The 24863-nt window shown below is 63.8% G+C and carries 20 protein-coding genes; 8 read left to right on the forward strand and 12 right to left on the reverse strand.

Annotated elements, in window-relative coordinates; genetic code table 11:
* Nucleotides 1-35: 35 nt before the first annotated feature.
* The 5 genes from recD2 to panC all read right to left on the reverse strand — a co-directional run bounded on the left by recD2 (nt 36) and on the right by panC (nt 6099).
* A complete protein-coding gene (gene recD2 / locus FYJ44_RS12565; RefSeq protein WP_154512675.1) occupies nt 36-2330 on the reverse strand; it encodes an SF1B family DNA helicase RecD2 in 2295 nt (764 codons plus the stop codon).
* Nucleotides 2330-2644 carry a helix-hairpin-helix domain-containing protein gene (locus FYJ44_RS12570; RefSeq protein ID WP_320860505.1) on the reverse strand — a complete coding sequence of 105 codons (315 nt, stop codon included), beginning with the start codon at nt 2642-2644 and terminating at the stop codon, nt 2330-2332. The genes recD2 and FYJ44_RS12570 overlap by 1 nt, the downstream gene beginning before the upstream one ends.
* On the reverse strand, nt 2641-3735 hold the full coding sequence (gene aroC / locus FYJ44_RS12575; RefSeq protein ID WP_154512677.1) for a chorismate synthase: 1095 nt from the start codon (nt 3733-3735) through the stop codon (nt 2641-2643). The genes FYJ44_RS12570 and aroC overlap by 4 nt, the downstream gene beginning before the upstream one ends.
* Nucleotides 3736-4034: 299 nt before the next feature.
* Entirely contained in the window at nt 4035-5207 is a 1173-nt protein-coding gene (metK, locus tag FYJ44_RS12580) for a methionine adenosyltransferase (protein ID WP_154512679.1), read from the reverse strand.
* 43 nt (nt 5208-5250) lie between these two features.
* Nucleotides 5251-6099, reverse strand: coding sequence for a pantoate--beta-alanine ligase (gene panC / locus FYJ44_RS12585; protein WP_154512681.1), 849 nt, complete (start codon nt 6097-6099; stop codon nt 5251-5253).
* A gap of 271 nt (nt 6100-6370) precedes the next feature.
* Here panC and FYJ44_RS12590 point away from each other — a divergent pair, with 271 nt between their 5' ends.
* Nucleotides 6371-6940 (forward strand): hypothetical protein, encoded by a 570-nt coding sequence (locus FYJ44_RS12590; RefSeq protein ID WP_154512683.1) that lies wholly within the window; start codon nt 6371-6373, stop codon nt 6938-6940.
* Between the two features lie 49 nt (nt 6941-6989).
* Here the strand turns inward: FYJ44_RS12590 and FYJ44_RS12595 are convergent, their stop codons facing one another.
* Together FYJ44_RS12595 and FYJ44_RS12600 are read right to left on the reverse strand one after the other, a co-directional pair.
* The gene (locus FYJ44_RS12595) at nt 6990-9221 is read right to left on the reverse strand and encodes a putative bifunctional diguanylate cyclase/phosphodiesterase (protein ID WP_154512685.1); all 2232 of its coding nucleotides are present in this window, start codon (nt 9219-9221) and stop codon (nt 6990-6992) included.
* 202 nt (nt 9222-9423) lie between these two features.
* Nucleotides 9424-11610, reverse strand: a complete 2187-nt coding sequence (locus tag FYJ44_RS12600) for a putative bifunctional diguanylate cyclase/phosphodiesterase (protein ID WP_154512687.1) — start codon at nt 11608-11610, stop codon at nt 9424-9426.
* 252 nt (nt 11611-11862) lie between these two features.
* On the opposite strand from FYJ44_RS12600, the gene rimO reads away from it, so the two are divergent.
* Both rimO and FYJ44_RS12610 read left to right on the forward strand, forming a co-directional pair.
* Entirely contained in the window at nt 11863-13182 is a 1320-nt protein-coding gene (gene rimO, locus FYJ44_RS12605) for a 30S ribosomal protein S12 methylthiotransferase RimO (RefSeq protein ID WP_229772700.1), read from the forward strand.
* A 56-nt stretch (nt 13183-13238) separates the two neighbouring features.
* Nucleotides 13239-14897: a glycosyltransferase family 4 protein gene (locus FYJ44_RS12610; RefSeq protein WP_154512691.1), complete on the forward strand. Its 1659-nt coding sequence runs from the start codon at nt 13239-13241 to the stop codon at nt 14895-14897.
* Between the two features lie 113 nt (nt 14898-15010).
* On the opposite strand, the gene FYJ44_RS12615 is transcribed toward FYJ44_RS12610, so the two are convergent.
* Nucleotides 15011-15895: a flagellin N-terminal helical domain-containing protein gene (locus tag FYJ44_RS12615; RefSeq protein WP_154512693.1), complete on the reverse strand. Its 885-nt coding sequence runs from the start codon at nt 15893-15895 to the stop codon at nt 15011-15013.
* A 402-nt stretch (nt 15896-16297) separates the two neighbouring features.
* Between FYJ44_RS12615 and FYJ44_RS12620 the strand changes: the two genes are divergently transcribed.
* The gene (locus FYJ44_RS12620; RefSeq protein WP_154512695.1) at nt 16298-16828 is read left to right on the forward strand and encodes an Hsp20/alpha crystallin family protein; all 531 of its coding nucleotides are present in this window, start codon (nt 16298-16300) and stop codon (nt 16826-16828) included.
* A 379-nt stretch (nt 16829-17207) separates the two neighbouring features.
* Here the strand turns inward: FYJ44_RS12620 and FYJ44_RS12625 are convergent, their stop codons facing one another.
* The 4 genes from FYJ44_RS12625 to surE form a co-directional block, all read right to left on the reverse strand.
* Entirely contained in the window at nt 17208-18092 is an 885-nt protein-coding gene (locus FYJ44_RS12625) for a flagellin N-terminal helical domain-containing protein (protein WP_154512697.1), read from the reverse strand.
* Between the two features lie 307 nt (nt 18093-18399).
* Nucleotides 18400-19401: a type I glyceraldehyde-3-phosphate dehydrogenase gene (gap, locus tag FYJ44_RS12630; protein WP_154512699.1), complete on the reverse strand. Its 1002-nt coding sequence runs from the start codon at nt 19399-19401 to the stop codon at nt 18400-18402.
* Nucleotides 19402-19428: 27 nt separating this feature from the next.
* Nucleotides 19429-20355: a class II fructose-1,6-bisphosphate aldolase gene (gene fba, locus FYJ44_RS12635; protein WP_154512701.1), complete on the reverse strand. Its 927-nt coding sequence runs from the start codon at nt 20353-20355 to the stop codon at nt 19429-19431.
* A gap of 208 nt (nt 20356-20563) precedes the next feature.
* Complete coding sequence (gene surE / locus FYJ44_RS12640) at nt 20564-21322, reverse strand: 5'/3'-nucleotidase SurE (RefSeq protein ID WP_154512703.1); 759 nt, start codon at nt 21320-21322, stop codon at nt 20564-20566.
* Between the two features lie 136 nt (nt 21323-21458).
* Between surE and FYJ44_RS12645 the strand changes: the two genes are divergently transcribed.
* From FYJ44_RS12645 to FYJ44_RS12660, 4 genes are read left to right on the forward strand one after another with little or no spacing between them, the layout of a single operon-like run.
* On the forward strand, nt 21459-22514 hold the full coding sequence (locus FYJ44_RS12645; RefSeq protein ID WP_154512705.1) for a 3'-5' exoribonuclease YhaM family protein: 1056 nt from the start codon (nt 21459-21461) through the stop codon (nt 22512-22514).
* Complete coding sequence (gene tmk, locus FYJ44_RS12650; protein WP_154512707.1) at nt 22490-23143, forward strand: dTMP kinase; 654 nt, start codon at nt 22490-22492, stop codon at nt 23141-23143. Before FYJ44_RS12645 ends, tmk begins: the two co-directional genes overlap by 25 nt.
* Before the next feature lie 38 nt (nt 23144-23181).
* Complete coding sequence (locus tag FYJ44_RS12655) at nt 23182-23526, forward strand: hypothetical protein (RefSeq protein WP_154512709.1); 345 nt, start codon at nt 23182-23184, stop codon at nt 23524-23526.
* Nucleotides 23516-24862 carry a histone deacetylase family protein gene (locus tag FYJ44_RS12660; protein ID WP_154512711.1) on the forward strand — a complete coding sequence of 449 codons (1347 nt, stop codon included), beginning with the start codon at nt 23516-23518 and terminating at the stop codon, nt 24860-24862. Before FYJ44_RS12655 ends, FYJ44_RS12660 begins: the two co-directional genes overlap by 11 nt.
* Nucleotide 24863 lies beyond the last annotated feature (1 nt).

Genomic DNA, 24863 nt, shown 5'->3' on the forward strand with positions numbered 1-24863 from the left:
TAAATGACCATGATAACAATCTTCGGCAAAATTTGTCAGTTTCCGGGGTTCAGCCGTTGGGCCAGACGCGTATAGCGCTTGCGGGTTTTGTTGTTCTTGACGGCCATGTGCAGGGCGCGGGATTCGCCCACCAGCACTACCAGCTTTTTGCCGCGCGTCACGCCCGTGTAGATCAGGTTGCGCTGCAAGAGCACGTAATGCTGCATCATAATGGGAATGACCACGGCCGGGTACTCCGAGCCCTGTGATTTGTGGATGGAAATGGCATAGGCCGGGGCCAGTTCGTCCAGTTCGTCAAAATCATAGGGAACCACGCGCTCGTCAAAATTGACGCTCAGCGTGCGCTCTTTGGGGTCCAGAAAGACGATGCGGCCCATGTCGCCGTTGAAGACGTCCTTCTCGTAATTGTTGCGCACCTGCATGACCTTGTCGTGCAGGCGGAAGGCCCGGTCGCCGCGCCGCACCTCCAGACCGTTGGGGTTCAGGGCTTCCTGCAGACGCGTGTTCATCTGCCCCGCGCCCACGGCCCCTTTGTGCATGGGGGTGAGCACCTGGATGTCGTCCACCGGGTCCAGGCCAAAGCGGCGCGGGATGTGGTTCTTCACCAGATCCACCATCAGGTCCGCCGCTTTTTCCGGGTTGTTCTGGTGGATGAAGTAAAAGTCCGAGAGCCGCTCCTTGCTGGATTCCAGGTTCGGCACCTCGCCGTGGTTGATGAGGTGCGCGTTGCAGATGATTTCGCTTTCCGCGGACTGACGGAAAATTTCGGTCAGCTCCACCACCGGCACCACGCCCGAGGCGATGATGTCCGCCAGCACGTTGCCCGGCCCCACCGAGGGCAACTGGTAGACGTCGCCCACCAGCACCAGGGTCGCGCCCAGGGGAACGGCCTTGAGCAGGTGGTAGAAGAGCAGGGTGTCCATCATGGAGGCTTCATCCACCACCAGCAGGCCGCAGGCCAGGGGATTGTCCTCGTTGCGGGCGAAGCCGTCCTCCTTGGGACTGTATTCAAGCAGGCGGTGGATGGTGCGCGCCTCGCGGCCCGAGGTTTCGGCCATGCGCTTGGCGGCCCGGCCTGTGGGCGCGGCCAGCAGAATGCGCGCCCGCACCTCGCCGAACAGTTTGATGATGGCGTTGATAATGGTGGTTTTGCCCGTGCCCGGCCCGCCGGTAAGCACCATGACCTTGCTGCGCGCCGCAGTGCGCACGGCCTCCAGTTGTTCCGGGGCCAGGGCGATGGGCAGCTCGCCGGTGACTTTGTCCACCAGGGCGTCCGGGTTTTCGAAACGCACGGCCTTGGGCGAATGCAGCAGGCGCTGGAGATAAAAGGCGGTTTTGGCTTCGCAATGGTGATAACGGCGCAGATAGACGCCCACTTCATTGCCCTCCTCTCCGTCCTCGCCGCTCTCTTCGCCGGGTCCGGCAGCGCCGCCAAGAGCCTCCAGGTCTTCCCGCACCAGACGCTCGTCCAGTTCCAGGGCGGCGATGGCGTCCAGAGCCCGCTCCGGCTCCACATTCAGCTGGACGCAGACCTCCTGCACCAGTTTGGCTTCGGGCAGGTAGACGTTGCCGTCGTCCGTGGCCTTTTGCAGGATATAGAGCGTCCCGGCCTGGATGCGCAGGGGGTGGTCCGGCTCGAAGCCGAGCTTGGCGGCGGCCGCGTCGGCCGTGACAAAGCCGATGCCGTGGATGTCCATGGCCAGCCGGTAGGGATTTTCACGCACCACGTTGAGGGCCTGGCTGCCGTAGGCCCGGTAGATGCGCACGGCATAGGCCGGGGTGATGCCGTGAGGCTGGAGAAAAAGCAGCAGATCGCGCATGCCCCGGTGCTCGGCCCATGATTCGCGGATGCGCGCCAGGCTTTTGCGGCCCACGCCGCGCACCTGGAGCAGGCGTTCCGGCTCCTCATCCAGCATGCGGATGGTGTCCGTGCCGAAGACTTCCACAATGCGCCCGGCCAGCTCCTCGCCCACGCCCTTGATCAGGCCCGAGGCCAGATAGAGGCGGATGCCCTCGCTGGTGGCGGGCAGCACTTCCTCGGAGCTGGAGAATTCCACCTGGCGGCCGAAACGGGCGTTGTTCACCCAGCGTCCGGCCACCCTGAGCTGCACGCCGGCCTGCGGGTCCACCATATGCCCCACGCAGGACACGGGATCGCGGCTCACGGTACGCGGCGGCGCGCCCGCCACCTTGGCCTCGCCGGGACGGCCTTTGTCCGGCAACAGACGCAGGACGGTGTAGCCGTTCTCTTCATTGTGGAAGATCACGCGCTCCACCGTGCCGGTAAGTTCCACGGCGTCAGGATCGCGCAGCAGGGGCAGGTCGGCCATCAGTCCTCCGCCCCGCCTGCCCCGGTAGCATTGCGCGTCTTGCGTCGGCGCGACCACCAGAACCAGTCGCACTGTTCCGGCGGCAGGTGCGGATCGCGGGCCTGGGCCACGGCGCAGCAAAAAAGATCGTACTGGCAGATGTCCACCGTGACGCCTTGCAGACGGCAGAGACGCTCGTAAAGCTCACGCGGATCAGCAGCAGCCAGGGCCGCCACGCTGTCCACGCCCAGCAGGTGGAAATCCGCCAGCGAAGCCTTGCCCACGGATTTCAGATCCGCCAGGGAGCGTGTTTTTGCCGTGGCTTGAGGATTCACAGGCCGTGCTCCATGCGGCTTTGCAGCAGCAGGGCGTCGGCCAGGGCCAGGGCGGTCATGGCCGAAAGCACAGGCACAATGCGCGGAATGGCGGACAGGTCGTGACGTCCCCCGACCAACACCGCGGCGGCCCGGCCTTCCTTGTCCACAGTTTGTTGTTCTTGGGCGATGGAGGCAATGGGCTTGACGGCCGCGCGCAGCACAATGTCCTGACCGCTGGAAATGCCGCCCAGTATGCCGCCCGCGTGATTGGAGGTGAAACGGGCGGAGGAGATGGAGCCGTCCGCACCGGGCAGCAGGGCGTCGTTGTTTTGCGAACCGCGCAAGCGGGCTGCCGCGAAGCCTTCGCCCACTTCCACGCCCTTGACCGCGCCCACGCTCATGATGGCGTGGGCCAGCACGGCCTCCAGCTTGTCGAAGACCGGCTCGCCCAGCCCGGCGGGCACATTGCGGGCCACGATTTGCACGATGCCGCCCAGTGTGTCACCGGCCTTGCGCGCCTCGGCCACAGCCGCGTCCCAGAGGGCCGGGGCGGCGTCGGAAGCCGCGAAATAGGGGCGGCTCAGGGCGCGCTCCATGTCAACGTCCCCGGCGGGCACGGCAATGCCGCCCAGTTCCACGCAGGCCGCCTGTATACCGACGTCCTTGCGGGCCAGAATTTTTTTGGCGATGACGCCGCCCGCCACGCGCGCGGCCGTCTCCCGGCCCGAGGAGCGCCCGCCGCCGCGATGGTCGCGGAGGCCGTTGTATTTCTGAAAATAGCCCCAGTCCGCATGGCCGGGCCGGAAGACGTCGGCCAGATTGCCGTAGTCGCGTGAGCGCTGGTCTTCGTTGGCGATGTAAAAGCCGATGGGCGTGCCCGTGGTGCGGCCCTCGAACACGCCCGAGAGCAGACGCACCGTGTCGGACTCCTTGCGCTTGGTGGCCGTGGGGCCCTGGCCGGGCTTGCGCAGATCCAGTTCGGCCTGCATGTCGGCCTCGCAAAGCTCCAGACCGGCCGGGCAGCCGTCCAGCACGCCGCCCAGACCCGGACCGTGGGATTCTCCAAAAGTGGTCAGACGCAGGATGCGCCCGAAGGTATTGCCCGCCATGCTCTGCCTCGTGTTCCGCGCGCTGCCGCGCCGCTGTTCGTGAAATGTCCCGAAAGGGGGAGAAAGGGCGGCTGGCTCTCCGCGCCGATCCGGCACAAGTATATGAAAGGCCCCGGCCGCTGGCAAGGCTTGCGCTTTTGAGGGAGACGACGGCATGACCAGGGTTGCCGTGCGGCCGTATGCGTGTTTTCTGACAAGAAAATATCCCGTAACGGAGCAGGCATGTCTGGGACGGGCCTGCTCCGTTACGGGATGTTGACGCGATTCAGAGGCAAAAGACGCGTCGGTCGCTGATCATCTTAGACTTTCGCGGCGGTGCGCAGATCGGCCACCGCATCCGTGGCTTCCCAGGTGAATTCCGGCAGTTCGCGGCCGAAATGCCCGTAGCAGGAGGTCTTGGCGTAGATGGGGCGCTTGAGGTTCAGGCGCTTGCTGATGAAGTAGGGACGCAGGTCAAAAACTTCGCGCACGGCCTTGGTCAGGATTTCGTCCGGAATGTCGCCGCTGCCCTGGGAGGACACCAGCACGCTCACGGGCTGGGCCACGCCGATGCAATAGGCGATCTGCACTTCGCAGACCGGCGCGAGACCGGCGGCCACCACGTTTTTGGCAATGTAGCGGCCCATGTACGCGCCGGAGCGGTCCACCTTGGAGGGGTCCTTGCCGGAGAATGCGCCGCCGCCGTGATGGCCGCTGCCGCCGTACGTGTCCTGGATGATCTTGCGGCCGGTGAGCCCGCAGTCGCCCATGGGACCGCCCACCACAAAGCGGCCCGTGGTGTTGATGAAGATTTCGCAGTCTTTTTCGTCAAAATAGCCGGAGGGTTCCAGAATGGGGCGGATGACCTCGTTCTTCACGGCTTCGGCCACTTCATCCTGGCTGACGCTGGCCGTATGCTGTGTGGAAACCACCACGTTGTTGATGCGCACGGGCTTGCCGTCCTGGTACTCGAAGGAAACCTGGGTCTTGCCGTCCGGGCGGAAGAAGTCCACGATGCCGTCCTTGCGCACGCGGGCCAGCTGCTGCGAGAGCTGGTGAGCCCAGTAGATGGGCGCGGGCATCAGGGTGGCGGTTTCATTGCAGGCGTAGCCGAACATCATGCCTTGGTCGCCGGCGCCCTGATCTTCGGGCTTGGTGCGCAGCACGCCCTGGGCGATGTCCGGGGACTGGTGGTCGATGGAAGAAATGACCGCGCAGGTCTGCCAGTCAAAGCCCATTTCCGAGCTGTTGTAGCCGATGTTCTTGATGGTGTCGCGCACCACCGTGGGCAGGTCCGCATAGCCGCGCGTGCTGATTTCACCGGCAATGACGGCCATGCCCGTGGTCACCAGGGTTTCGCAGGCCACGTGGGCCTCCGAGTCCTGGGCCAGCAGGGTGTCCAGCACGGCGTCGGAAATCTGGTCGGCCACCTTGTCGGGATGCCCCTCGGTCACGGATTCGGAGGTGAAAAAGTATTTGCCCTTGGTTTGCATTGTCGTCTCCTTCTCTGATCCTTGCGTACGTAAGCCGCAGCCGTCATTGGCGCAGCAAAATATTGTCGATAAGCCGGGCCTTGCCCATACGCACCGCGCAGGCCATCAGCGCCGGGCCGTCCACCGCGCCGAGCGGGGCCATGGATTCGGGATGCACGATGGAAAGATAGTCCAGCCGTCCCAGGGGCAGGCGCTCGGACCAGCGCCGCAGCACGGCTTCGCGCAGCAGGGCGGCGCTGGTTTCGCCCTCCCGGGCCAGCTTCTGCGCGTAGAGCAGGGCGGCGCGGATTTCCGGGGCCTGGGCGCGTTCCTCGGCGGTCATGTAGACATTACGGGAGGACAGCGCCAGCCCGTCGGCCTCGCGCACCGTGGGGCGGGCCTCAATGCGCGTGGACACGTTGAGGTCGCGGACCATGCGGCGGATGATGGCCTGCTGCTGCCAGTCCTTCTGGCCGAATACGGCCACGTCGGCCCGGGTGAGCAGAAAGAGCTTGAGCACCACGGTGCAGACCCCCCGGAAGTGGATGGGTCGACTCTGTCCGCAGAGGCCCTTGGCCAGTTCGGGCACTTCCACCCAGGTGGCGTGGTCCGGCGCGTACATGGAGCCCGGTTCAGGCATGAAAAGCACGTCCGCGCCGCGTCGTTCGGCAATGGCCGCGTCGCGCTCGGCGTCGCGGGGGTACGCTTCCAGATCCTCGCCGGGGCCGAATTGCGCCGGATTCACAAACAGGCTGACCACCAGGCGTTTGGCCAAGCCGCGCGCGTGGACCATGAGATCCTCGTGCCCGGCGTGGTAATAGCCCATGGTGGGAACCAGAGCGACGTCCTCGCCCTGGGCGTGCCAGGCCCGGCATTGGGCCGCCAATTCCTGGGGGGTGGTTAATATCTGCATATCAAGGTATTGTGATATAGTTGATGAATGTCCTCTTATACATGCGCGCCACCGGCTTGTAAAGGAAAAGGGCGGACGCAGCTGATTTCAACTTTTCCCGGCCCCTTCTCTGCCGTAGCGTATTCGTCAAAACCAGCCTTTTCGGCGTCGGGGGCGCTTGGTCCGTTCCTTGGGCCATCAGGTTTTTAGATGCGTCCGTCCTGCGGAGCGCCGCCCCGGCCGTCTTGACCCCTCCGGGCCTTGCGGGCATAACAAGGCCCGGAGGGGCCGTATGGTCAAACCGTTTTTCCAGGGCAAGCTGGACACCTTTTGCGCCATTTACGCGGTGCTCAACGCCTTGCGCCTGACCCACGGCATCCGGGTGCTCAAGGCGCGGGACATTCTCAACGAAACCCTGCTGGCTCTGGCGGGCGCGCCCGAGGCCTTCAAGGCCGTGCTGGAACAGGAAACCGATTATCTCAATCTGGTGGACGGCATGCTGCGGGCGCAGAGCCGCACCTTTCCCCTGGAAGTGCGCGTGCCCTTCAACGTTGAGGCGCAGCCCTCGGTAAGCGAACTCTGGCGGGTCTGTCAGGAATGGCTCGCGCCGCCGAGCGGGCGGGCGGTCATTTTCCGCTTCATGCGCAGCCTGACCCCGGAAGGCCCGCCGGTGAACCGGCACTGGACCACCGCCGACCGCATGGACGACGAGATCCTGCACCTTTTTGACTGCAGTCATGAGGCCGAAGCCATCCTGAATATCCGCAAGGACAGCTTTGTGACCCGGCCCGAGGCTGTGAGTCCCGGCCGGTTGCTCTACATTCAGCCCGACAGCCTGCGCCTGCTGCGTCTGCCGTTTTAATTTCGTGGTTTGATGTGTTTTGCTGCGGTACGTGCCGCGTCCGGTCGGCTCAGTATTCCCTGACCGGAGAGACCGGGGCCAGGGGCAGGTTCAGGCGGCGGGCTTCGCTCCGGATGCCGGGGTCCACCCAGAAGGCTTTTTCCTGCACAAAGCTGAGCACTTCGAATTCCGCGGGGTCCACCGGCCGCGAGTAATAGTAGCCCTGGGCGTAATTGCAGCCGATGCTGAGCAGAAAATGCGCCTGTTCCAGGGTTTCCACGCCCTCGGCGATAATCTTCATCCGCAGTTGGCGGGCCATGGTGATGGTGTTGCGGGCCACGATCTGGCCGCGTTCGTTGTCCGTGCCGTCGCTGATGAAGGTGCGGTCCAGCTTGACGATGTTGAAGGGCAGGGAGCGCAGGGTGCTCAGGGAGGAGTAGCCGGTGCCGAAATCATCCATGGAAAAGACGAAACCCTGTTCCTGAAGCTCCTTCATAACCCGGATCAGGGTTTTTTCGCTTTCAAAAAAGGCGCTTTCCGTGAGTTCCAGCTCCAGCAGATGCCGGGGCAAATTGTATTTGCCGGTCAGGCGCAGCAGTTTGTCGCAGAAATTGTCGTCGTTGAAGTGCATGCGCGAGACGTTGATGGACACGGGCGTGGGCCGGTAGCCCTTGTCCAGCCAGAGGCGCAGCATCTTGCAGGTTTCTTCCCAGATGTATTCGTCAAAGCGGACGATGAAGCCGTTGCGCTCGAACAGCGGCACAAAGCGGCCCGGCAGGATCAGGCCGTCCGTGGGATGCCGCCAGCGGGCCAGAGCCTCGGCCCCCACAATGCGGCCGGTGGAAATCTCCACCTTGGGCTGGAGGTAGAGCACGAACTGGCCTTTTTCCAGAGCCTCGTGCATCTGGTCCTTGATGTTGTTCTCGTCCAGCAGCCGGGCGCGCAGTTCGCCGTCGTAAAAGGCATAGTTGGTGAGATCGCTGCCCTTGACGGTTTTCAGGGCCAGGTGGGCCCAGTCGCAGAGCACGTGCACCGGCGTTTTGCGTTTTTCCACCGGGCAGATGCCGAAAAAGAGCATGACCCGGTAGGACTGGGTGTATTCGCGCAGTTGGAGCGAGAGCCAGTCCACAAAGCGCCGCACCCGCTCGCGCCCGCCCTCGAGGCAGGCCACAAAGACGTCGCCGGACAGCCGGGCGAAGGTTTCCCGCTGCTTGTCGATCTGTTCGCGCACCAGATGGGCGATGGCCCGCAGCAGGCGGTCGCCTTCTTCCAGGCCGAACATTTCATTGATGCCCTTGAAACCGGCCACGTCGAAACGCACGATATGGCGGGGCCTGTCCCCGCTCCGGCGGATCAGCTCTCCGGCTTTTTCAAAAAACGTCTGCATATTGTAGGCGCCGGTCAGGGGATCGTACTCCGCCCTGAAGCGCAGGGCCTGCATGGCCAGGGTGACTTCGTCCACATCATTGATGGTGCCGATGTAACGCACGCCGAGTTCGGGGTCGGTCAGGCAGGTGTAGGTCACTCTGCACCAGATGAAGCGCCCGTCGCGGCGGCGCAGGCGCACGGTCATCTCGCCGGAGGAAGCGCCCTGTTCCAGTTCGCGCAGACAGGCATTGAAAGCGCCGCCGTCCTCGGGGAACAGCACGCCGTCCTCGCGCCAGACGTCGAACAGACGGCGGCCGTTGTAATTGCCCGCCAGCAGTTGGGGAATGTGCGGCGAAGTGTAGGTGGGCTGTCTGGCGCGCCACTCGAAGACCAGGGTGTTGGTGTGGTCCAGCACGGTCTTGTAGCGCATTTCGTCCAGGCGCTGGCGCTGGAGCAGGGCGTTTTCACGGGCCAGACCGGCGGCCCGCTTCTGCTCGTCCACATCCTGCACGCAGACCATGTGCAGCGACTGGCCCGAACCGGCGTCGGACAGGGGAAAGACCGTGAAACGCGCCCAGCGGTAGCGCCCGTCGAGGCATTTTTTGCGCACATCGCCGGAGGCATAGCCCTGCCGCAGGCTTTCCTCGTCCCGCAGGGCCGCCGGATTGAGCAGTCGCAGGAAGGTTCCCTGATGCTCGGGCTCGATGAGCGTGCGCGCAATGGCCTGCAAAGTGTCGGCCAGGCCCATGCCGGGCGGCGGCGGGCAGAAGAGCACGTCGCCCATGTGGATCAGGCGGTAGGTGTCGGCGGTGAAATCCGCTTCAAAGATTTCGTCGAAGATGCTGCGCAACACGCATGTATAGCGGGCCAGTTCCACTTCGTCCGCCGCCGGGCTCAGGGCCGGGCCGGTTGATGTCTGAATCCGCTGTTTCATCTTCCGCCCCTGCCGCCGGGTGAGGATTGGAGCGGTTCACGCATGCAATGCGTCAACCGCGCGCAGGCGGCTTTTTCAAGCGTTAACTGCTCTGAAGGCCCGCCAAAACCTGTCCAGCTTTCTACCACCCCTGATAGCCGTTGGCAATCCGGGCCACTATGGTAGTAAAATATCCATTGTACCGAAACGCGCGGCGCGACGCCTACTTCTTCGCCCACACGTCATCCTCCGGGCGCGGCAGGGTTTCCTGAAGACGCGGGTCCACCCAGAAGCATTTGCGGCGCACGAAACTGAAGGTTTCAAAATCCCGCGCGTCCATGGGGCGCGAATAATAAAATCCCTGGGCGTGATCGCAGCCCAGGCTGCGCAGGAAGAGCGCCTGCTCCACGGTTTCCACGCCTTCGGCAATGATCTTCATGCCGAGTTGCTTGGCCAGAGTGATGGTATTGCGGGCCACAATGCGCCCGCGTCGGTTGTCCGTGCCGTCGCTGACAAAGGCGCGGTCCAGCTTGACGGTATTGAAGGGCAGGGCGCGCAGGGTGTTCAGGGAGGAGTAGCCGGTGCCGAAATCGTCCATGGAGAAGGCGAAGCCGGACTCCTGGAGGTCGCGCATGGTCTGCTGCAGGATTTTCTCATTCTCAAAAAAGGCGCTTTCCGTGAGCTCCAGTTCCAGCAGATGCCGGGGCAGGCGGTACTTGTCGGTCAGGGCCCGCAATTTTTCGCAGAAGCTGTTGTCGCTGAAATGCAGGCGCGAGACGTTGATGGACACGGGCACGGGGCGATAGCCCTTGTCCAGCCAGGAACGCAGCAGCTTGCAGACTTCCTCCCAGATGTATTTGTCCAGAAGGACGATGAAGCCGTTGCGCTCAAAGAAGGGAACAAAGCGGTTCGGCGGGATCAGGCCCCGTTCCGGGTGCCGCCAGCGGGCCAGGGCCTCTGCGCCCACGATGCGGCCGCTGAATATTTCCACCTTGGGCTGAAGGTAGGGCACAAACTGCCCATCGGCCAGGGCCGCGTACATTTCCGCCTTGATGAAGTGTTCCTCCAGCACCCGTCGGCGCAGTTCGTCGTCATAAAAGGCGTGGTCGGACAGGCCGCGTCCCTTGGCGGCCATCAGGGCCAGGTAGGCCCGTTCGCAGATTTCGCGCACCGGCGTTTCCGGATCGTCCAGTCGGCAGGCGCCGAAAAAAAGTTCCGGCCGGTACGCGTTGGCATATTCCGCGACGCCGCGCCGTAACCAGTCCATGAATTCCCGCACGCGTTCGCTGCCGCCTTCCAGGCAGACCAGGAAAATATCGCCGGAGAGCCGGGCGAAGAGCTCCCGGTCCGAGGCGAGGTTTTCCCGGGTCAGATAGGAAATGGCCCGCAGCAGACGCCTGCCCTCTTCCTGACCGAAGCGTTCGTCAATGGCCCTGAAGCCCGCCACGTCATAGCGCACGATGTGGCGGAGCGCGTCCGGGCGTTTGTGTCGCAGGCGTCCGGTTTTTTCCAGAAAGGTGGGCATGGTGCAGGCGCCGGTCAGGTCGTCGTATTCCGCCTGCTGGCGCAGGGAGCGCGCGATGTGGATGGCCTTGTCCACATCTCTGAGGCTGCACATGTAGCGCGGTTCGTCCGTGTTGTTTTCGAGACGTGTGCAGGAGAGGACGTACCAGGTGAACGCGCCCGTGCGGCGGCGCAGGCGCATGGTGACCGCGCTGGAGGGTTCGCTGTCGGCCAGGGAGCGCAAAAAATTCTCGAACACGGCGCGGTCTTCGGAAAAAAGAACCTTGTCTTCACGCCAGAGTTCAAAAAGATGACGGCCGTCGTAATTCCCGGCCAGAAGGCGGGGAATCAGGGCGTCCACATAGGTGAGCGCCGGGCCCTGCCATTCGAAGACCATGCTGCGCGTCTGCTCGGCAATGGCCCTGTAGCGCAGATGGTCCAGGCTCTGAATGTGCAGGAGAACGTTTTCGCGGGTGCTCGCGCCCACGTGCTTGTGGACGTCGATGTCCTGAAAGCAGACCAGGTAACGTTCCTGCCCGCTTCCTCCAAAAGGAAACACCATGACCCGCACCCAGCGGTAACTGCCGTCCAGACACTTTTTGCGGTATTCGCCGCCCGTGCTTCCGCCGGTAGAGGACAGGGCGCGGCGCAGCTCCGCCCGTTGAAACAGGCGCTGAAAATCGGCTTTGTCCTCGGGATGGATCAGCGTATCCGCCGCCGCTTCCAGCATGGCGGCAAGGCCGTGGCCTTCCGGCGGCGCGCAGAATTTGCCGTCGCTCTGGTAGACGGAGCGGTAAAAATCAATCCTGAAATCCAGATCGTAGATCTGGTCATAAAAATTGCTCAGCAGGCGGATATAGCGTTGTTCCATTTCCGCCGCGTCCGGAACATCCGGCCGACGGGGCATTACAGAGGCTCTCTCTCTCTCTCTCTCTCTCTCTCTCTCTCTCTCTCTCTTCATTCATAGGCCGTCCTTCAGCGCATGTTTGGAGGCGGCGGCCGAATCGGGACAGAGACCGCTGTAAGGAACGCAGTTGGCTACAGAAAAAAAGATAGCATGTTGTCTATCATTTTTACAAGATGCGCGGCGGATACGCTCCGGAGCGGGCCGGGTGACAAGCTGACGCGCGCGCTGTAGTATGCGCCGATGAACACGCGCATGGCAACAAAAGCCCTGACGGTCTGGTCCCTGAGTCTGGGGTGCCCCAAAAAACGGGTGGACAGCGAACGTCTGCTCGGTTCTCTGGGCGTGCCCGTCAAAAGCGTGGCCCAGATGGGCCGGGCGCGTCTGGTTTTCATCAATACCTGCGGCTTTATCGCCCCGGCCGTGCGCGAATCCGTGCGGGCCGTGCTGGACGCCGTAAACCGGCTGGCCCGCTGCAAGAACAAACCTCTGCTGGCCGTGGCCGGTTGCATGGTGGGCCGCTACGGCGCGGAGGAACTGGCCCGGGAACTGCCCGAGGTGGACCTCTGGCTGCCCACGGGGGATCTGGCGGACTGGCCCGCTCTGTTGGCCCACGCCCTGGGTCTGCCCGATCCGCCGGAAAAGGTCACGGGTAACGGCGGCCGCCTGCTCTCCACCGGACCGTCCTACGCCTGGCTCAAGATCGGCGAGGGCTGCCGCCACAAGTGCGCCTTCTGCACCATCCCTTCCATACGCGGCGGACTCCGCTCAGAGGCGGCCCCGGATCTGCTGGCCGAGGCCCGCGGCCTGCTGGAGCGGGGCGTGCGCGAACTGGTGCTGGTGGCCCAGGACGTCACTGCCTGGGGCGGCGATACGGGAGGGAAAAAAACTCTTCCGTACCTGCTGGAGAGGCTGATGGGCCTGGACGGCCTGGCCTGGCTGCGTCTGCTCTATCTCTACCCCAGCGGCGTCACGCCGGAACTGCTGCGCTTCATCAAGGAGGCGGGCGCGCCCCTGCTGCCCTATCTGGACATTCCCTTGCAACACGCTCACCCGGATGTGCTGGCCCGCATGGGCCGACCCTTTGCCGGCGATCCCCGGCGCGTGCTGGAGCGGGTGCGCGACATCCTGCCCGAAGCCGCAGTGCGCACCACCTTCATTGTGGGCTATCCCGGCGAAAGCGAAGCGCATTTTGACAGTCTCTGCCGTTTTGTGGAGGAAAGCCGTTTCCGGCATCTGGGGGTCTTCGCCTATCAGGCCGAGGAGGGCACACCGGCCGCCACGCTGCCGGATCAGGTGCCGGACGAGGTCAAGGAACGCCGCCGCGCCACGCTCATGGAAATTCAGGCGGGCATCAGCGAAAGTCTGCTGGAAGCCCACGTGGGCCGTCGCCTGCCCGTGCTGGTGGATGCGCCGCATCCGGAGTGGCCGGGCCTGCACAGCGGGCGGGTCTGGTTCCAGGCGCCCGAGGTGGACGGCATGACCTACGTCAGCGGCCCCGGCGTGACTCCCGGCGCGCTGGTGGAGTGCGATATCGTTGAGAATACGGAGTATGACCTGACCGCGTTGGCCTGAACCCCGGCTTGGCTCAGGCCGGACCGTCAGTATGGGATTTCAGGAGGAAGCGCCGCATGGGCGAAGGCATTTTCGGCACACTGCATCCCTTTCTGGAAGGCGGCGCGGTCTATGGCCGCAAGGTGGCCAATGTCGGCTTCATGGAAGCTTTGCTCCGGCTTGACCCCTTTGAGGAATACCATTTTTTTGTGGCCGACCCGGATGCGTTGCGCGCGGCCTTCGCTGCCCGCCGCGACCTGCCCGCCGCGGCGCGGGAGGCCGTGAAGATCTTCGGCCGTCAGGAATTGGCCGGGGCGCTGCGCGTCACGCCGTACCACTGCTTTCATCTTTCCGACCCCATTGCCGGCCAGCCGGAGCTGACCTCCCTGCGCAACGCTCTGGCCCCCCGGCTTTTCCCTATCACCAGCGTTAACCACACCCTCAGCTATGCGGACTACGCCCTGCGGTTCCTGGCCCAGATCTGGCCCGGCGTCACCAGGCGCGACGCCGTCGGAGCCACGTCACGCGCGGCGTCCAAGGTGCTGGAAGGCTATTTCGCGCAGTTGCGCGAGGGCTACCATCTGGACCCTTCCTGGCCACAGCCCCGGCTGGAGATCATCCCGCTGGGCGTGGACCCCGCCGCCTTTTCCGGACTCGTGCCGGAGGCGCGCCGCACGGCCAGGGCGCGCTTTGGTCTGGCCGCAGAAGAGACAGTCTGTTTGCTGCACGGCCGGATCAGTCTGGACGACAAGCTGGACGCCTTGCCCGTGCTCTATGCCCTGCGCCGGGTCATGGAGGAAGTCCCCTCCGCCCGCCCGCGCCTGGTGCTCTCCGGCGGAGCGCGGCCCGGCGACCATTATCCGGAGGCTCTGGAGGCCGCCGCGCGGGCGTTGAAGGTGCCGCTCACTCTGGCGCCCGATCCCTCGCCCGAAGATGTGCGTCAACTGTTCGCGGCGGCGGATGTCTTTGTGTCGCCGTCGGACAATATCCAGGAAAGTTTCGGTCTGACCCTGCTGGAGGCCGGAGCCGCCGGGCTGCCGTCCGTGGTTTCGGACTGGGACGGCTACCGGGACCTGGTGGAGCATGAAACCAGCGGTTTTCTGGTCCCGACTCTGGCCCCGGCGGCCACGCCTTTGCTGGATTGTCGCGCCCGGACCCTGCCCGACAACATTCACCAGATGTATCGGGCACAACAGACGGCGGTGGATGTTCCGGCCCTGGCCGAGGCTTTGCGCCGTCTGGTCTGTGACGCGCCGTTGCGGGAGCGCATGGGGCGCGCGGCCCGGCGGCGCGTGCTGGAAAACTTCACTTGGGAGGGCGTCATCCGACGCTGGCTGGCCTTCTGGGATGCACTCCGGCGGGAGCCCCTGAGCCCGGCGGACGAGGAGCGGGCGCGCACGGCCCGGCATCCGGCTTTTTTGCGCCTGGGGGAGCTATTTTGCGGTCATCCCAGTGCGACGCTCTCCGTGGAGGCCCCCGGACTCTGGGTCCGGACCACGGCCAGGGGTGAGCGCGTCCGGGCCGGGCGGGAATTCTGCATTTCCTGGCCCGGTCTGGAACATTGCCTGGACGGCGCGGATTTTCGCGGGATGCTGGTGCAGGCCCGGCATCCCGCGCGGGCGGATGAGCTGATCCGCCGGGCTTGTCCCCCGGGCCGCAGTGCCGAAGGTGCGCGTTTTGCCCTGCTCTGGGCTTTGAAGAATGATTTGCTGGAGTGTGTGGGCCAACCCGGCTGACCTCCCCACCTGATATTGCCGGATGCGGCGGAAAGCCGAATGAAAATATCCCCGGAGGGCACGCCCTCCGGGGATATGTGGTCTGCGCGTGCGAAGCGCGCCCTCAACCCGGACTAGCCGATAAGCTGCATAGCCATCTGCGGCATGCTGTTGGCCTGCGAAAGCATGGCCACAGCGGACTGGGTGAGGATCTGGTTACGGACAAACTGCGTCATTTCCGTGGCCACGTCCACGTCGGAAATGCGCGATTCAGCCGCCTGCAGGTTTTCGGCTTGTGTGGTAAGGTTGGAAATGGTGTTTTCCAGGCGGTTCTGCAACGCGCCCAGATGCGCCCGGATCTTGTCCTTGGAGACCACGGCGTCGGTCAGGCCCACCAGGGCCTTCTGCGCGGCCGCCTGGGTGGAGACCGTGTAGGCCTTGGAGTTGGCGTCAGCCTGATTGCCCACACCCAGAGCCGAGGCGGTGCTCGTGCCGATCTGGATGTAGTAATAGTCTTCCGCCGAGTCGTTGGCCGTGCCGAAGTGGATCTTCATCTTGCCGGTGGAGGTCATCGCCGTGCCGCTGTGCACGCTACTGGACAGATTGCCGTTCAGCAGATGGATGCCGTTGAAGTCCGTGGAGTTGGCGATTCGGGTGATTTCCGAAGCCATGGCCTGATACTCGGACTCAATCATCAAACGCTGAGTGGAATCATAAGTGCCGGTGGCGGCCTGTTCGGCCAGTTCCTTCATGCGGGTCAGCTTTTCGTCGATGACGCCCAGGGCGCCGTCAGCCGTCTGGATGAGGGAGATGGCGTCATTGGCGTTACGCACGCCCTGTTGCAGAGCCGCAATGTCGGTCCGCATCAGTTCGCGGATGGCCAGACCGGCGGCGTCGTCAGCCGCAGAATTGACGCGCAGGCCTGAAGACAGGCGCTGGGTCGAGGTCTGCAAGTTGCCGTAATGGCTGGTCAGGGTGTTGGCGACGTTGGTGGCCATTTGGTTGTGATTGATATACATGACATTCCTCCATGAATGTGCTGTCTGCCCGGCGGTGCACTACGCACGCCCGCTTCCTTGCGGACTGCCGCCGCACAATGCCTGCATTCGCAGGGTTTGCGCTGTTGTTCCCAATACGCTTGCCTGTTCTTTCGGCACGTTGGCCGGAAGCATTAGGGGCGCGGCCCCTGCCGTCAAGGGAAGGCCCTTGTTTCCTCTGACTCGTGGCGTCAGAGGAGGCAAAAATTGCCTGAAAAACCTGCACCTACACTTAAGCATGATCCGTGCCAAAACAAACGTCGGAAGTCCGGCGCGTCGGCAAGTGGATGCAATCAGCCTGCATTTGAACTTTTCAACAGCATCTTGACATAATAAATGGGATGATTATCCATAGGATAGAATGTTTTTCACAGGAGGTTTGCCATGAATAATATGCGTTTTTCCCCCCGCCGCTGGTTTGCGCCTCGCGAGACCGCGTCCCGTCGGGACGATCTGCCGATGACGCCGGCGCGCGACGACATAGACAGCTTTTTCCAGACCATGTTCAATGGCATGGTGACGCCGTGGGAAGCCATGAACGAGTTTTTGCCCTTCTGGCGGCATCAGCGCGCCGAGGCTGACATCCTGCCGAGCCTGGATCTGACCAGCGACGAGAAAGCCTATGCGCTGAGCATTGAGCTGCCCGGCGTGGAGCCGGAAAACGTCAAGCTGGAAGTGCGCGACAACGCTCTGATCATTGCCGGTGAGAAAAAGCACGAGAGCACGGACGACAAGAAAAACTGCCATGTGCTGGAACGGGTCTATGGTTCCTTCCAGCGGGTGTTGGCTCTGCCGGATGACGCGGATGTCGGCGCCATCACGGCCGCGCATAAAAACGGTGTGCTGACCGTCACCGTTCCACGTAAAGCCCCGGCCCAACCCCAGGCCAAAACCATTGAAATAACCAGGGAATAAATCCTCCTCCACACGGGCCGTCGCTCCGGACCATGAGCCCCCGTCGTTCCGGCGGGGGCTTTTGCCTTTCAGAGGGGAGCACATTGCGGTTTTGCGTTTTTGGATGACGCGGCATGTACAAAAGCCAGTAGTCCCGATACGCCACACCGTGCGGCATCTATTCCCGCCGTAAGCGAGCGGATTTCGTGTTGCTCCGCCCGGCGAGTTTTTCGAAAACGAGCCGCTGGCGGCGCAAACGCCGCGAAGCCGGGTTTGTCATCAATGTTAAAGCCCGGTCCGTTACTACGGACCGGGCTTTCTCTCACATCGTTACGGCCATGCGGCACTCCCCTGCCGCGTGGCCGGTTATGGGTCGTCTCCCTCCACCACGAAGTTTTTCCTAGCCGATGAGCTGCATGGCCATCTGTTGCATGCTGTTGGCCTGCGACAACATGGCCACGGACGACTGGGTGAGAATCTGGTTGCGGACGAATTGCGTCATTTCCGTGGCCACGTCCACGTCGGAAATGCGCGATTCAGCCGCCTGCAGATTCTCGGCCTGGGTGGTAAGGTTGGAAATGGTGTTTTCCAGGCGGTTCTGCAACGCGCCCAGATGCGCCCGGATCTTGTCCTTGGAGACCACGGCGTCGTTCAGGCCTACCAGAGCTTTCTGCGCGGCCGCCTGGGTGGAAACCGTGTAGGCCTTGGCGCTTGTGGCGGCGGCGTTGCCTACGCCCAGAGCCGAGGCGGTGCTCGTGCCGATCTGGATGTAGTAGTAGTCCTCCGCCGAGTCGTTGGCCGTGCCGAAGTGGACCTTCAACTTGCCGGTGGACGACATGCCGCTGCCGACGTGCGCGCTGCTTGACAGGTTGCCGTCCAGCAGCTTGATGCCGTTGAAATCCGTGGCGTTGGCAATCCGGGTGATTTCCGAAGCCATGGCCTGATACTCGGACTCAATCATCAGACGCTGGGTGGAATCGTAGGTGCCGGTGGCGGCCTGCTCGGCCAGCTCCTTCATACGGATCAGCTTTTCGTCGATGACGCCCAGGGCGCCGTCGGCGGTCTGAATAAGGGAAATGGCGTCGTTGGCGTTGCGCACGCCCTGTTGCAGAGACGCGATGTCGGTGCGCATCAATTCGCGGATGGCCAGACCGGCCGCGTCGTCAGCCGCGGAATTGATGCGCAGGCCTGAGGACAGGCGCTGGGTTGAGGTTTGCAGATTGCCGTAATGGGATGTGAGAGTGTTGGCCACGTTGGAGGCCATCGTATTGTGGTTGATATACATACATTCCTCCATGAATGCTGTATGTCCCGGGCGGCGCCCAATGCCGACGCGTCCGTGCGTCCTTCCACCCCTGTAATCCTATCGGCGTTGCGGATCGATGTATTAGGCCTGGCGGGAAAATTTTTCCTGCCGACATCCTGCTGTATTTTTTATGTTTTTGGAGAAGGGATAGGGAAAGCCCGGATTTTCCGGCGCGTGGGCGGCAAATTTTTCCTCCCCGCGCCTGCGCGCCGTCATGCGGTACAAGTCAAAAACCCCGCCTGTCTTGGACAGGCGGGGTTTTTAACCTCAAAAAACGGGGGGAGGATCAGCAGTCCTTGCCCACCATGCGCAGGAGGCGCAGCAGCTGGTTGGTGAAACCGGCCTCGTTATCGTACCAGATCAGCAGCTTGACCATGCTCTGATCCAGCACCTGGGTGGACAGGGCGTCCACCACGCCGCCGTAGGTGCTGCCTCTGTAGTCGATGGAAACCAGGGGCTCCTCGGAAAAGCCCATGTTGTCGCAAAGCGCGCCCCGGCTGGCCGCCTTGAGCGCCGCGTTGACGGCCTCGGCGTCGCAGGCTTTTTCCACTTCACAGGTCAGGTCGACCAGCGAACAGTCAAAGGTGGGCACGCGCACGGACATCCCGTTGATCCTGCCTTCCAGCTCCGGCATGACCACGCCCACGGCCTTGGCCGCGCCCGTACTGGACGGCACCATGGACACGGCTGCGGCCCGGCCGCGCCGCCAGTCCTTGTGCGAGCCGTCCAGAATGCGCTGGCTCATGGTATAGGAGTGAATGGTGGTCATCAGGCCGTGGCGGAAGCCGAAATTCTCATGCACGACCTTGACCGCCGGGGCCAGACAGTTGGTGGTACAGGAGGCGGCGGAGATGATGGCGTGTTTGGCCGGGTCGTAGATGTCCTGGTTCACGCCCATGACGATCATGGCGTCCACGCCCTTGCCCGGCGCGGAGATCACCACTTTTTTGGCTCCGCAGTCCAGGTGCCGCGAGAGGCCCTCGCGGTCCTTGATGGTGCCCGTGGTTTCCACGGCCAGGGTCACGCCCAGGCGTTCCCATTCCCATTCGCCCGCCTTGCAGCGGGTCACCGCGATATGCCGGCCGTTGACAATAATGCCGTCGTCATCGTGCCCCACCTCACCGGCAAAAACGCCGTAGGTGGAGTCATACTTGAACAGATAGGCCAGGGCGGCGTTATCCGCGCGGGCGTTGACGGCCGCGATCTGGAGATCCTGATCGTCGGCCAGCAGGCGCAGCAGGTAGCGTCCGATGCGGCCGAAGCCGTTCATTCCCAGTTTGACGGGCATGGTTGCACTCCTTGTGTGCGAAGAGGTTTATGCTTTGCCGGAAGATCCCATGACGTTGCGGATCTTGTGAGCCACCATGTTTTTGACGGCCTCGCGGGCCGGAGTCAGGTAGGAGCGCGGGTCGAACTGTTCCGGGTGCTCGGCCAGGAACTGGCGGATGGAGGCCGTGAGCGCCAGGCGGATGTCCGTATCCACATTGATCTTGCACACGCCCATGCCCGCGGCCTTGCGCAGCATGTCCTCGGGCACGCCTCTGGCGCCGCCCACCTGGCCGCCGTATTTGTTGCACAGCTCCACAAATTCCTGCGGCACGCTGGAGGCCCCGTGCAACACCAGCGGATAGCCGGGCAGCTTGGCGCTGATGGCTTCCAGGCGCGCAAAGTCCAGTTTGGCCTCGCCCTTGAACTTGTAGGCCCCGTGGCTGGTGCCGATGGCCACGGCCAGAGAGTCGCAGCCCGTGCGCCGGACAAAGTCCACGGCCTCGTCCGGGTCGGTGTAGACGTGCTCGGCGGAGCTGACGTGCTCTTCCACACCGGCCAGTTTGCCCAGTTCGGCCTCCACCCAGACGCCCTTGGGATGGGCATAATCCACCACCTGCTTGGTCAGGGCGATGTTTTCCTCATAGGGCAGATGCGATCCGTCGATCATCACCGAGGTGAAGCCGCCGTCAATGCAGTCCTTGCACATTTCAAAGCTGGGGCCGTGGTCCAGATGAACCACCACGGGCACGGACGGGTCGTCGATCAGGGCGGCTTCCACCAGTTTCATAATGTAAGTCTGCCCCGCGTATTTACGGGCTCCGGCGGAAACCTGAAGGATAACCGGGGATTTTTCCTCCGAGGCGGCACGCATGATGCCCTGGACAATTTCCATATTGTTGACGTTGAACGCGCCCACGGCGTAGCGCCCGGCGTAGGCGGCGGCGAACATTTCCTTGGGTCCCATAAGAGGCATGACTTCCTCCTTTTTTACTTGCGGTATGGCCGGGAGAGGTTCCCACCGGCCGAAAAACGGTCAGAACTACCACATATCCCATATGGAGGAAAAGCGCAAAGGGGAATGCTTTCCGGCTGGGCGGCGGCCCGCCTTTCCCGTGGCGGAAGCGGCGCGGCGACGACGATTTGTACGACTACTGCGCGGATGATCCCATGGGCCGGGCGTCTCAGCTCAGCTCCATGCCTTCCAGCTTTTTCAGGCCCGCCTGGTCCGTGAATTCGAAGCAGAGCGGCGTCACGGTGATGTAGCCCCGGTTGAGCAGGTCTTTGTCCGATCCGGCGTTGATGGTATGGGCCGGTATTTCGCCTTCCAGCCACCAGTAGGGCGCGCCGCGCGGATCGAAGCGTTCCAGATAGACGTTTTTCCAGACCGCGCTGGTCTGCGGGCAGACCCGCAGGCCTTTGGCCTGGTCCAGTGCGCCCGCCGGATAGTTGAGATTGATGACCCGGCGCGGGGCCAGGCGCGTCCAGTCGATGCGCTCCGCCAGGGCCACGGCGTGCCGGGCCTGGGGCAGCAGGTCGGCGCAGCCCTGATGGTCGTCGTAGGAGACGGCCAGACTGGGCAGATCCTCATGGGCCGCTTCCGTGGCCGCGCCCACCGTGCCGGAGTAAAGAATGTCCGGCCCCACGTTGGGTCCGGCGTTGATGCCGGAAATGACCATATCCGGCCTGTGCGGCAGCAGGCAGGCCAGGGCCAGCTTGACGCAGTCCGTGGGCGTGCCGTAAATGCCCGTGCCTGTGAAGCCGGGTTCTTCAAATTCCATGGCCCGCAACGGCTCGAAGACCGTGAGGGAGTGCCCGACGCCGGATTGCTGGCGCATGGGAGCCACCACGCGCACGCTGTGCCCGGCTTCCCGCAGGGCCGCGTACATGGCCCGGAGGCCCGGAGCGCGGATGCCGTCGTCATTGGTCAGCAGAACATCCATTTGACAATACCTCGTAAAGAAGGGAATCTGTAAAGACGTACCGTCTCGCGCAAGCCAGGGCGGCGCGGGGGAAAATCGTCATTCAGCGCGCCGCGGCGGACCATGCGGTCCGGGCGTGCGCGACAGCGGATACTATATGGAAAAAGGCAGTTACGTCAAAGACATCGGTCCCGCCTCCGAGGCGCGCGGTCTGTTCGTGGTCAGCCAGGCGGCCCAGGGCCAGTCGCGCAACGGACCGTACTGGCGGCTGACCCTGGCCGACGCCAGCGGCAGCCTGGAGGCCAAGATCTGGCACCCGCTCAGCGCGGAGTTCAGCGAGATTCCCGTGGGCTCCATAGTCTGGGCCGAGGGCCGCGCCGGTCTGTACCGGGATCAGGTCCAGCTTACGGTGGAGCAGTTGCGCCTACTCTCCCAGGAGGAGGGCGCGGCGGTGGACCAGGCCGCCCTGTTGCCCGCCAGTCCCTTTTCCCTGGACGACATGTTGGGTGAATTGCTGACCCTCTGCAAAGAGGAGTTCCGCCACGCGCCCTGGCGCAAGCTGGCGCTTTCCGTGCTCAACAATCAGGAATTGCGCGCGGCTTTCCGGGTCTGCCCGGCGGCCAAGGGCGTGCATCACGCCTATGTGGGCGGCCTGCTGGAGCACACCTTGAGCGTGTTCAAGCTCTGCCGCCGCATTGCGGACCAGTATCCCGAACTGGACCGCCAGGCTCTGCTGGCCGGGGCCCTGTTTCACGATTTCGGCAAGATTCGCGAATTTTCCGGCGGTCTGGCCAATGATTACACGGATGAAGGCCGCCTGCTGGGCCATCTCATGCTGGGCGTGGAGATGCTGGCCCCGCATCTGGATAAATCCGGCCTGGACGAGGGCCTGCAACGCCATCTGAAGCACCTCATCCTCAGCCATCACGGCGAATTGCAGTTCGGCGCGGTGCGTCCGCCGCACACGGCCGAGGCCATGGCACTGCACTATGCCGACAATCTGGACGCCAAAATGGCCCAGTGCCGGAGCCTGTTCGAACAGTTGGGGGAGGAAGGCCAGGACTGGACGTCCTGGCAGGCTACCTTGGGGCGGCCGCTGTACCGGGCCGCGCGCACCCCGGAATCTCCGGAGTCTTCGCAAGCGGGGGCGGCGTCCGCCAAGGGCCGCAAAAAAGCGGTGAGGGAAGAATGTTTATCTCTTTTGAAGGTATAGAAGGCTCGGGCAAGTCCACAGCCCAGCGTCTGCTGGCCGAACATCTGCAAGGCCTCGGGCACGACCCTCTGCTCACCCGTGAGCCGGGCGGCTGCCTTCTGGGCCGCAGCCTGAGGCCCATCCTGCTGGACGCCCGCACGCGCGGCCTTTCCACCCGGGCCGAGCTGTATCTTTTTCTGGCGGACCGCGCCCAGCACGTGGCCGAGGTCATCCGTCCGGCGCTGGAGGCCGGACAGCCCGTGCTTTGTGACCGCTATGTGGATTCCACCCTGGCCTACCAGGGCTATGGGCGCGGCCTGGACCCGGAGCGCCTGCGCCGCATCAACGACATGGCCACCGGCGGCCTCATGCCCGATCTGACTCTGCTGCTGGACCTGCCCGTGCACTGCGGCCTGGAGCGGGCGGGCCTGCGCAACCGGCAGGAAGGCACCGTGCTTTCCGAAGGCCGCTTTGACGCCGAAAGCCTGGAGTTTCACGAGCGCGTGCGCCAGGGTTACCGGAATCTGGCTGCCGAAGAGCCCGAGCGCTTCGCCATCATCGACGCGGCCCAGCCGCCCGAGGACGTGATACTGCAATGTCTTTCGGCGGTGGAGGCCTCCCTGCGGCGGCGGGGCAGGGGACTGGACTGAAAGAATCCTGATTGTCGCGAAATTGTAAGGAGCCCGGCATGAGCGAAATGTACACTATTCATGTGGACGGAAACCAGTTGCGCTTCGAGCCGCGCCAGGATGGCGTTCTGGAAGATGTTCTGGCGCAGGGCTCGCATCTCGGCGGCTATGACGCCGTCAGCCGCATGGGCGACCCCGGCCTGCTGCATTGCGCGGTCTTCCGCCGGGGCGAAGGCCACGGCGGTTTTTTTGCCATCCATGACCAGGACGGCCTGTTGTTCACCGCCGTGGCGGAAAGCAACCTGGCCTATGCCCTGGCTCAGGGTTTTTTTGGCGGAATGGTTTCCGAGGCCCGTTATGGGGCCGATATTTTTGAAAATATGGATGATCCCGATGAGTGCTGAACCCCTTGCGGCCGCCCGCCGTCTGGGTGTGGTCTTTTTCCCGGCCTTTGACTGGGCCATTTCCGCCACGCACCCGGAGCGCGAGGAGCGCCTGCTCTACACCCGCGACCAGTTGCAGGAAGAGGGCCTCTTCGACATCCCCGGCATCAGCGAATACCGGCCGTCCTTCGCCGGCCACGCCCAGCTGGCGCGCGCCCATTTCTGCCTGCCCTCGGTGGGCGCGGTGAGCACGGACTCCCACCTGGCCTCGGCCGGCGGGGCCATCACCGCCGCGCGCCTGGTGCTGGAAAAGAAAGAGGACAGGGCCTTCGCCCTGGTGCGCCCGCCCGGCCACCACGCCATGCGCGTGGTCCACGGCAATCGCGGCTTCTGCAACATCAACAATGAAGCCGTGATGGTGGAGTACATCCGCGACCACTATCCCCGTCCCGACGGGCGGCCCCTGCGCATCGCCATTGTCGATACGGACGTGCACCACGGCGACGGCAGCCAGGACGTGTTCTGGAACGATCCGCACACCCTGTTCATCTCCCTGCATCAGGACGGCCGCACGCTCTATCCCGGCACCGGTTTTCCGCAGGAATGCGGCGGCCCGGCGGCTCTGGGCCGGACCATCAACATCCCTCTGCCGCCGGAAACTTCGGACGAGGGCTACCTCTACGCCATCAAGCATGCCGTGCTGCCCATCCTGGCCGAGTTCAAGCCGGATCTGGTCATCAATTCCGCCGGGCAGGACAATCATTTCACCGACCCGCTGGCCAATATGCGCCTCTCGGCCCAGGGCTACGCGGCGCTCAACGCGGCCCTGAACCCGGACATCGCCGTGCTGGAAGGCGGCTACTCCATCCGGGGCGCGTTGCCTTACGTCAATCTGGGCATCTGTCTGGCCTTGGCCGGGCTGTCGGCGGAGGACATCCGCGAGCCGGGCTGGACCCCGGCCTCCATCCGCCAGCGGCCAGAAGTGGGCCAGTACATCGCCAAACTCTGCGACCAGATTGTGGACCTGTACCGGCGCCCCCCGGCGCAACCCACGGAAGGCCAGGAGGAAGACGGCTGGTGGGTGCGGCGCAAGCACATTTTTTACGACACGGACATGCTGCGCGAAAGCCAGCGCGAAGCCTGGCGGCTCTGCGCCGACTGTTCCGGCCTGGGGCGGATTGAAACCAGCTCGGAGCGGGTGGACCGCTCTCTCTGCCTGCTGATCCCGCGCCATGCCTGCCCGCGTTGCCGGAAGGAAGGCGCGGCCCTGGCGGAACAGGCCCGCAAAAGCGGCCGTTACGCGCATGTGCTGGTGCTGGACGGGGATTGCGCGGACAAGGCATCTTGCGGGGCGTGAG

Source organism: Desulfovibrio porci, assembly GCF_009696265.1.
Classification (GTDB): domain Bacteria; phylum Desulfobacterota; class Desulfovibrionia; order Desulfovibrionales; family Desulfovibrionaceae; genus Desulfovibrio; species Desulfovibrio porci.

What these genes read in the sequence shown, in the direction of transcription:
- FYJ44_RS12600 (WP_154512687.1), bottom strand. Translation starts at nt 11,610, where the DNA reads ATGCCCCGTCGGCCGGATGTTCCGGACGCGGCGGAAATGGAACAACGC.
- FYJ44_RS12660 (WP_154512711.1), top strand. Translation starts at nt 23,516, where the DNA reads ATGAGTGCTGAACCCCTTGCGGCCGCCCGCCGTCTGGGTGTGGTCTTT.
- rimO (WP_229772700.1), top strand. Translation starts at nt 11,863, where the DNA reads ATGGCAACAAAAGCCCTGACGGTCTGGTCCCTGAGTCTGGGGTGCCCC.
- surE (WP_154512703.1), bottom strand. Translation starts at nt 21,322, where the DNA reads ATGGATGTTCTGCTGACCAATGACGACGGCATCCGCGCTCCGGGCCTC.
- tmk (WP_154512707.1), top strand. Translation starts at nt 22,490, where the DNA reads ATGTTTATCTCTTTTGAAGGTATAGAAGGCTCGGGCAAGTCCACAGCC.
- aroC (WP_154512677.1), bottom strand. Translation starts at nt 3,735, where the DNA reads ATGGCGGGCAATACCTTCGGGCGCATCCTGCGTCTGACCACTTTTGGA.
- fba (WP_154512701.1), bottom strand. Translation starts at nt 20,355, where the DNA reads ATGCCTCTTATGGGACCCAAGGAAATGTTCGCCGCCGCCTACGCCGGG.
- FYJ44_RS12620 (WP_154512695.1), top strand. Translation starts at nt 16,298, where the DNA reads ATGAATAATATGCGTTTTTCCCCCCGCCGCTGGTTTGCGCCTCGCGAG.
- recD2 (WP_154512675.1), bottom strand. Translation starts at nt 2,330, where the DNA reads ATGGCCGACCTGCCCCTGCTGCGCGATCCTGACGCCGTGGAACTTACC.
- FYJ44_RS12625 (WP_154512697.1), bottom strand. Translation starts at nt 18,092, where the DNA reads ATGTATATCAACCACAATACGATGGCCTCCAACGTGGCCAACACTCTC.
- FYJ44_RS12645 (WP_154512705.1), top strand. Translation starts at nt 21,459, where the DNA reads ATGGAAAAAGGCAGTTACGTCAAAGACATCGGTCCCGCCTCCGAGGCG.
- metK (WP_154512679.1), bottom strand. Translation starts at nt 5,207, where the DNA reads ATGCAAACCAAGGGCAAATACTTTTTCACCTCCGAATCCGTGACCGAG.
- FYJ44_RS12595 (WP_154512685.1), bottom strand. Translation starts at nt 9,221, where the DNA reads ATGAAACAGCGGATTCAGACATCAACCGGCCCGGCCCTGAGCCCGGCG.
- panC (WP_154512681.1), bottom strand. Translation starts at nt 6,099, where the DNA reads ATGCAGATATTAACCACCCCCCAGGAATTGGCGGCCCAATGCCGGGCC.
- FYJ44_RS12610 (WP_154512691.1), top strand. Translation starts at nt 13,239, where the DNA reads ATGGGCGAAGGCATTTTCGGCACACTGCATCCCTTTCTGGAAGGCGGC.
- gap (WP_154512699.1), bottom strand. Translation starts at nt 19,401, where the DNA reads ATGCCCGTCAAACTGGGAATGAACGGCTTCGGCCGCATCGGACGCTAC.
- FYJ44_RS12655 (WP_154512709.1), top strand. Translation starts at nt 23,182, where the DNA reads ATGAGCGAAATGTACACTATTCATGTGGACGGAAACCAGTTGCGCTTC.
- FYJ44_RS12590 (WP_154512683.1), top strand. Translation starts at nt 6,371, where the DNA reads ATGGTCAAACCGTTTTTCCAGGGCAAGCTGGACACCTTTTGCGCCATT.
- FYJ44_RS12615 (WP_154512693.1), bottom strand. Translation starts at nt 15,895, where the DNA reads ATGTATATCAATCACAACCAAATGGCCACCAACGTCGCCAACACCCTG.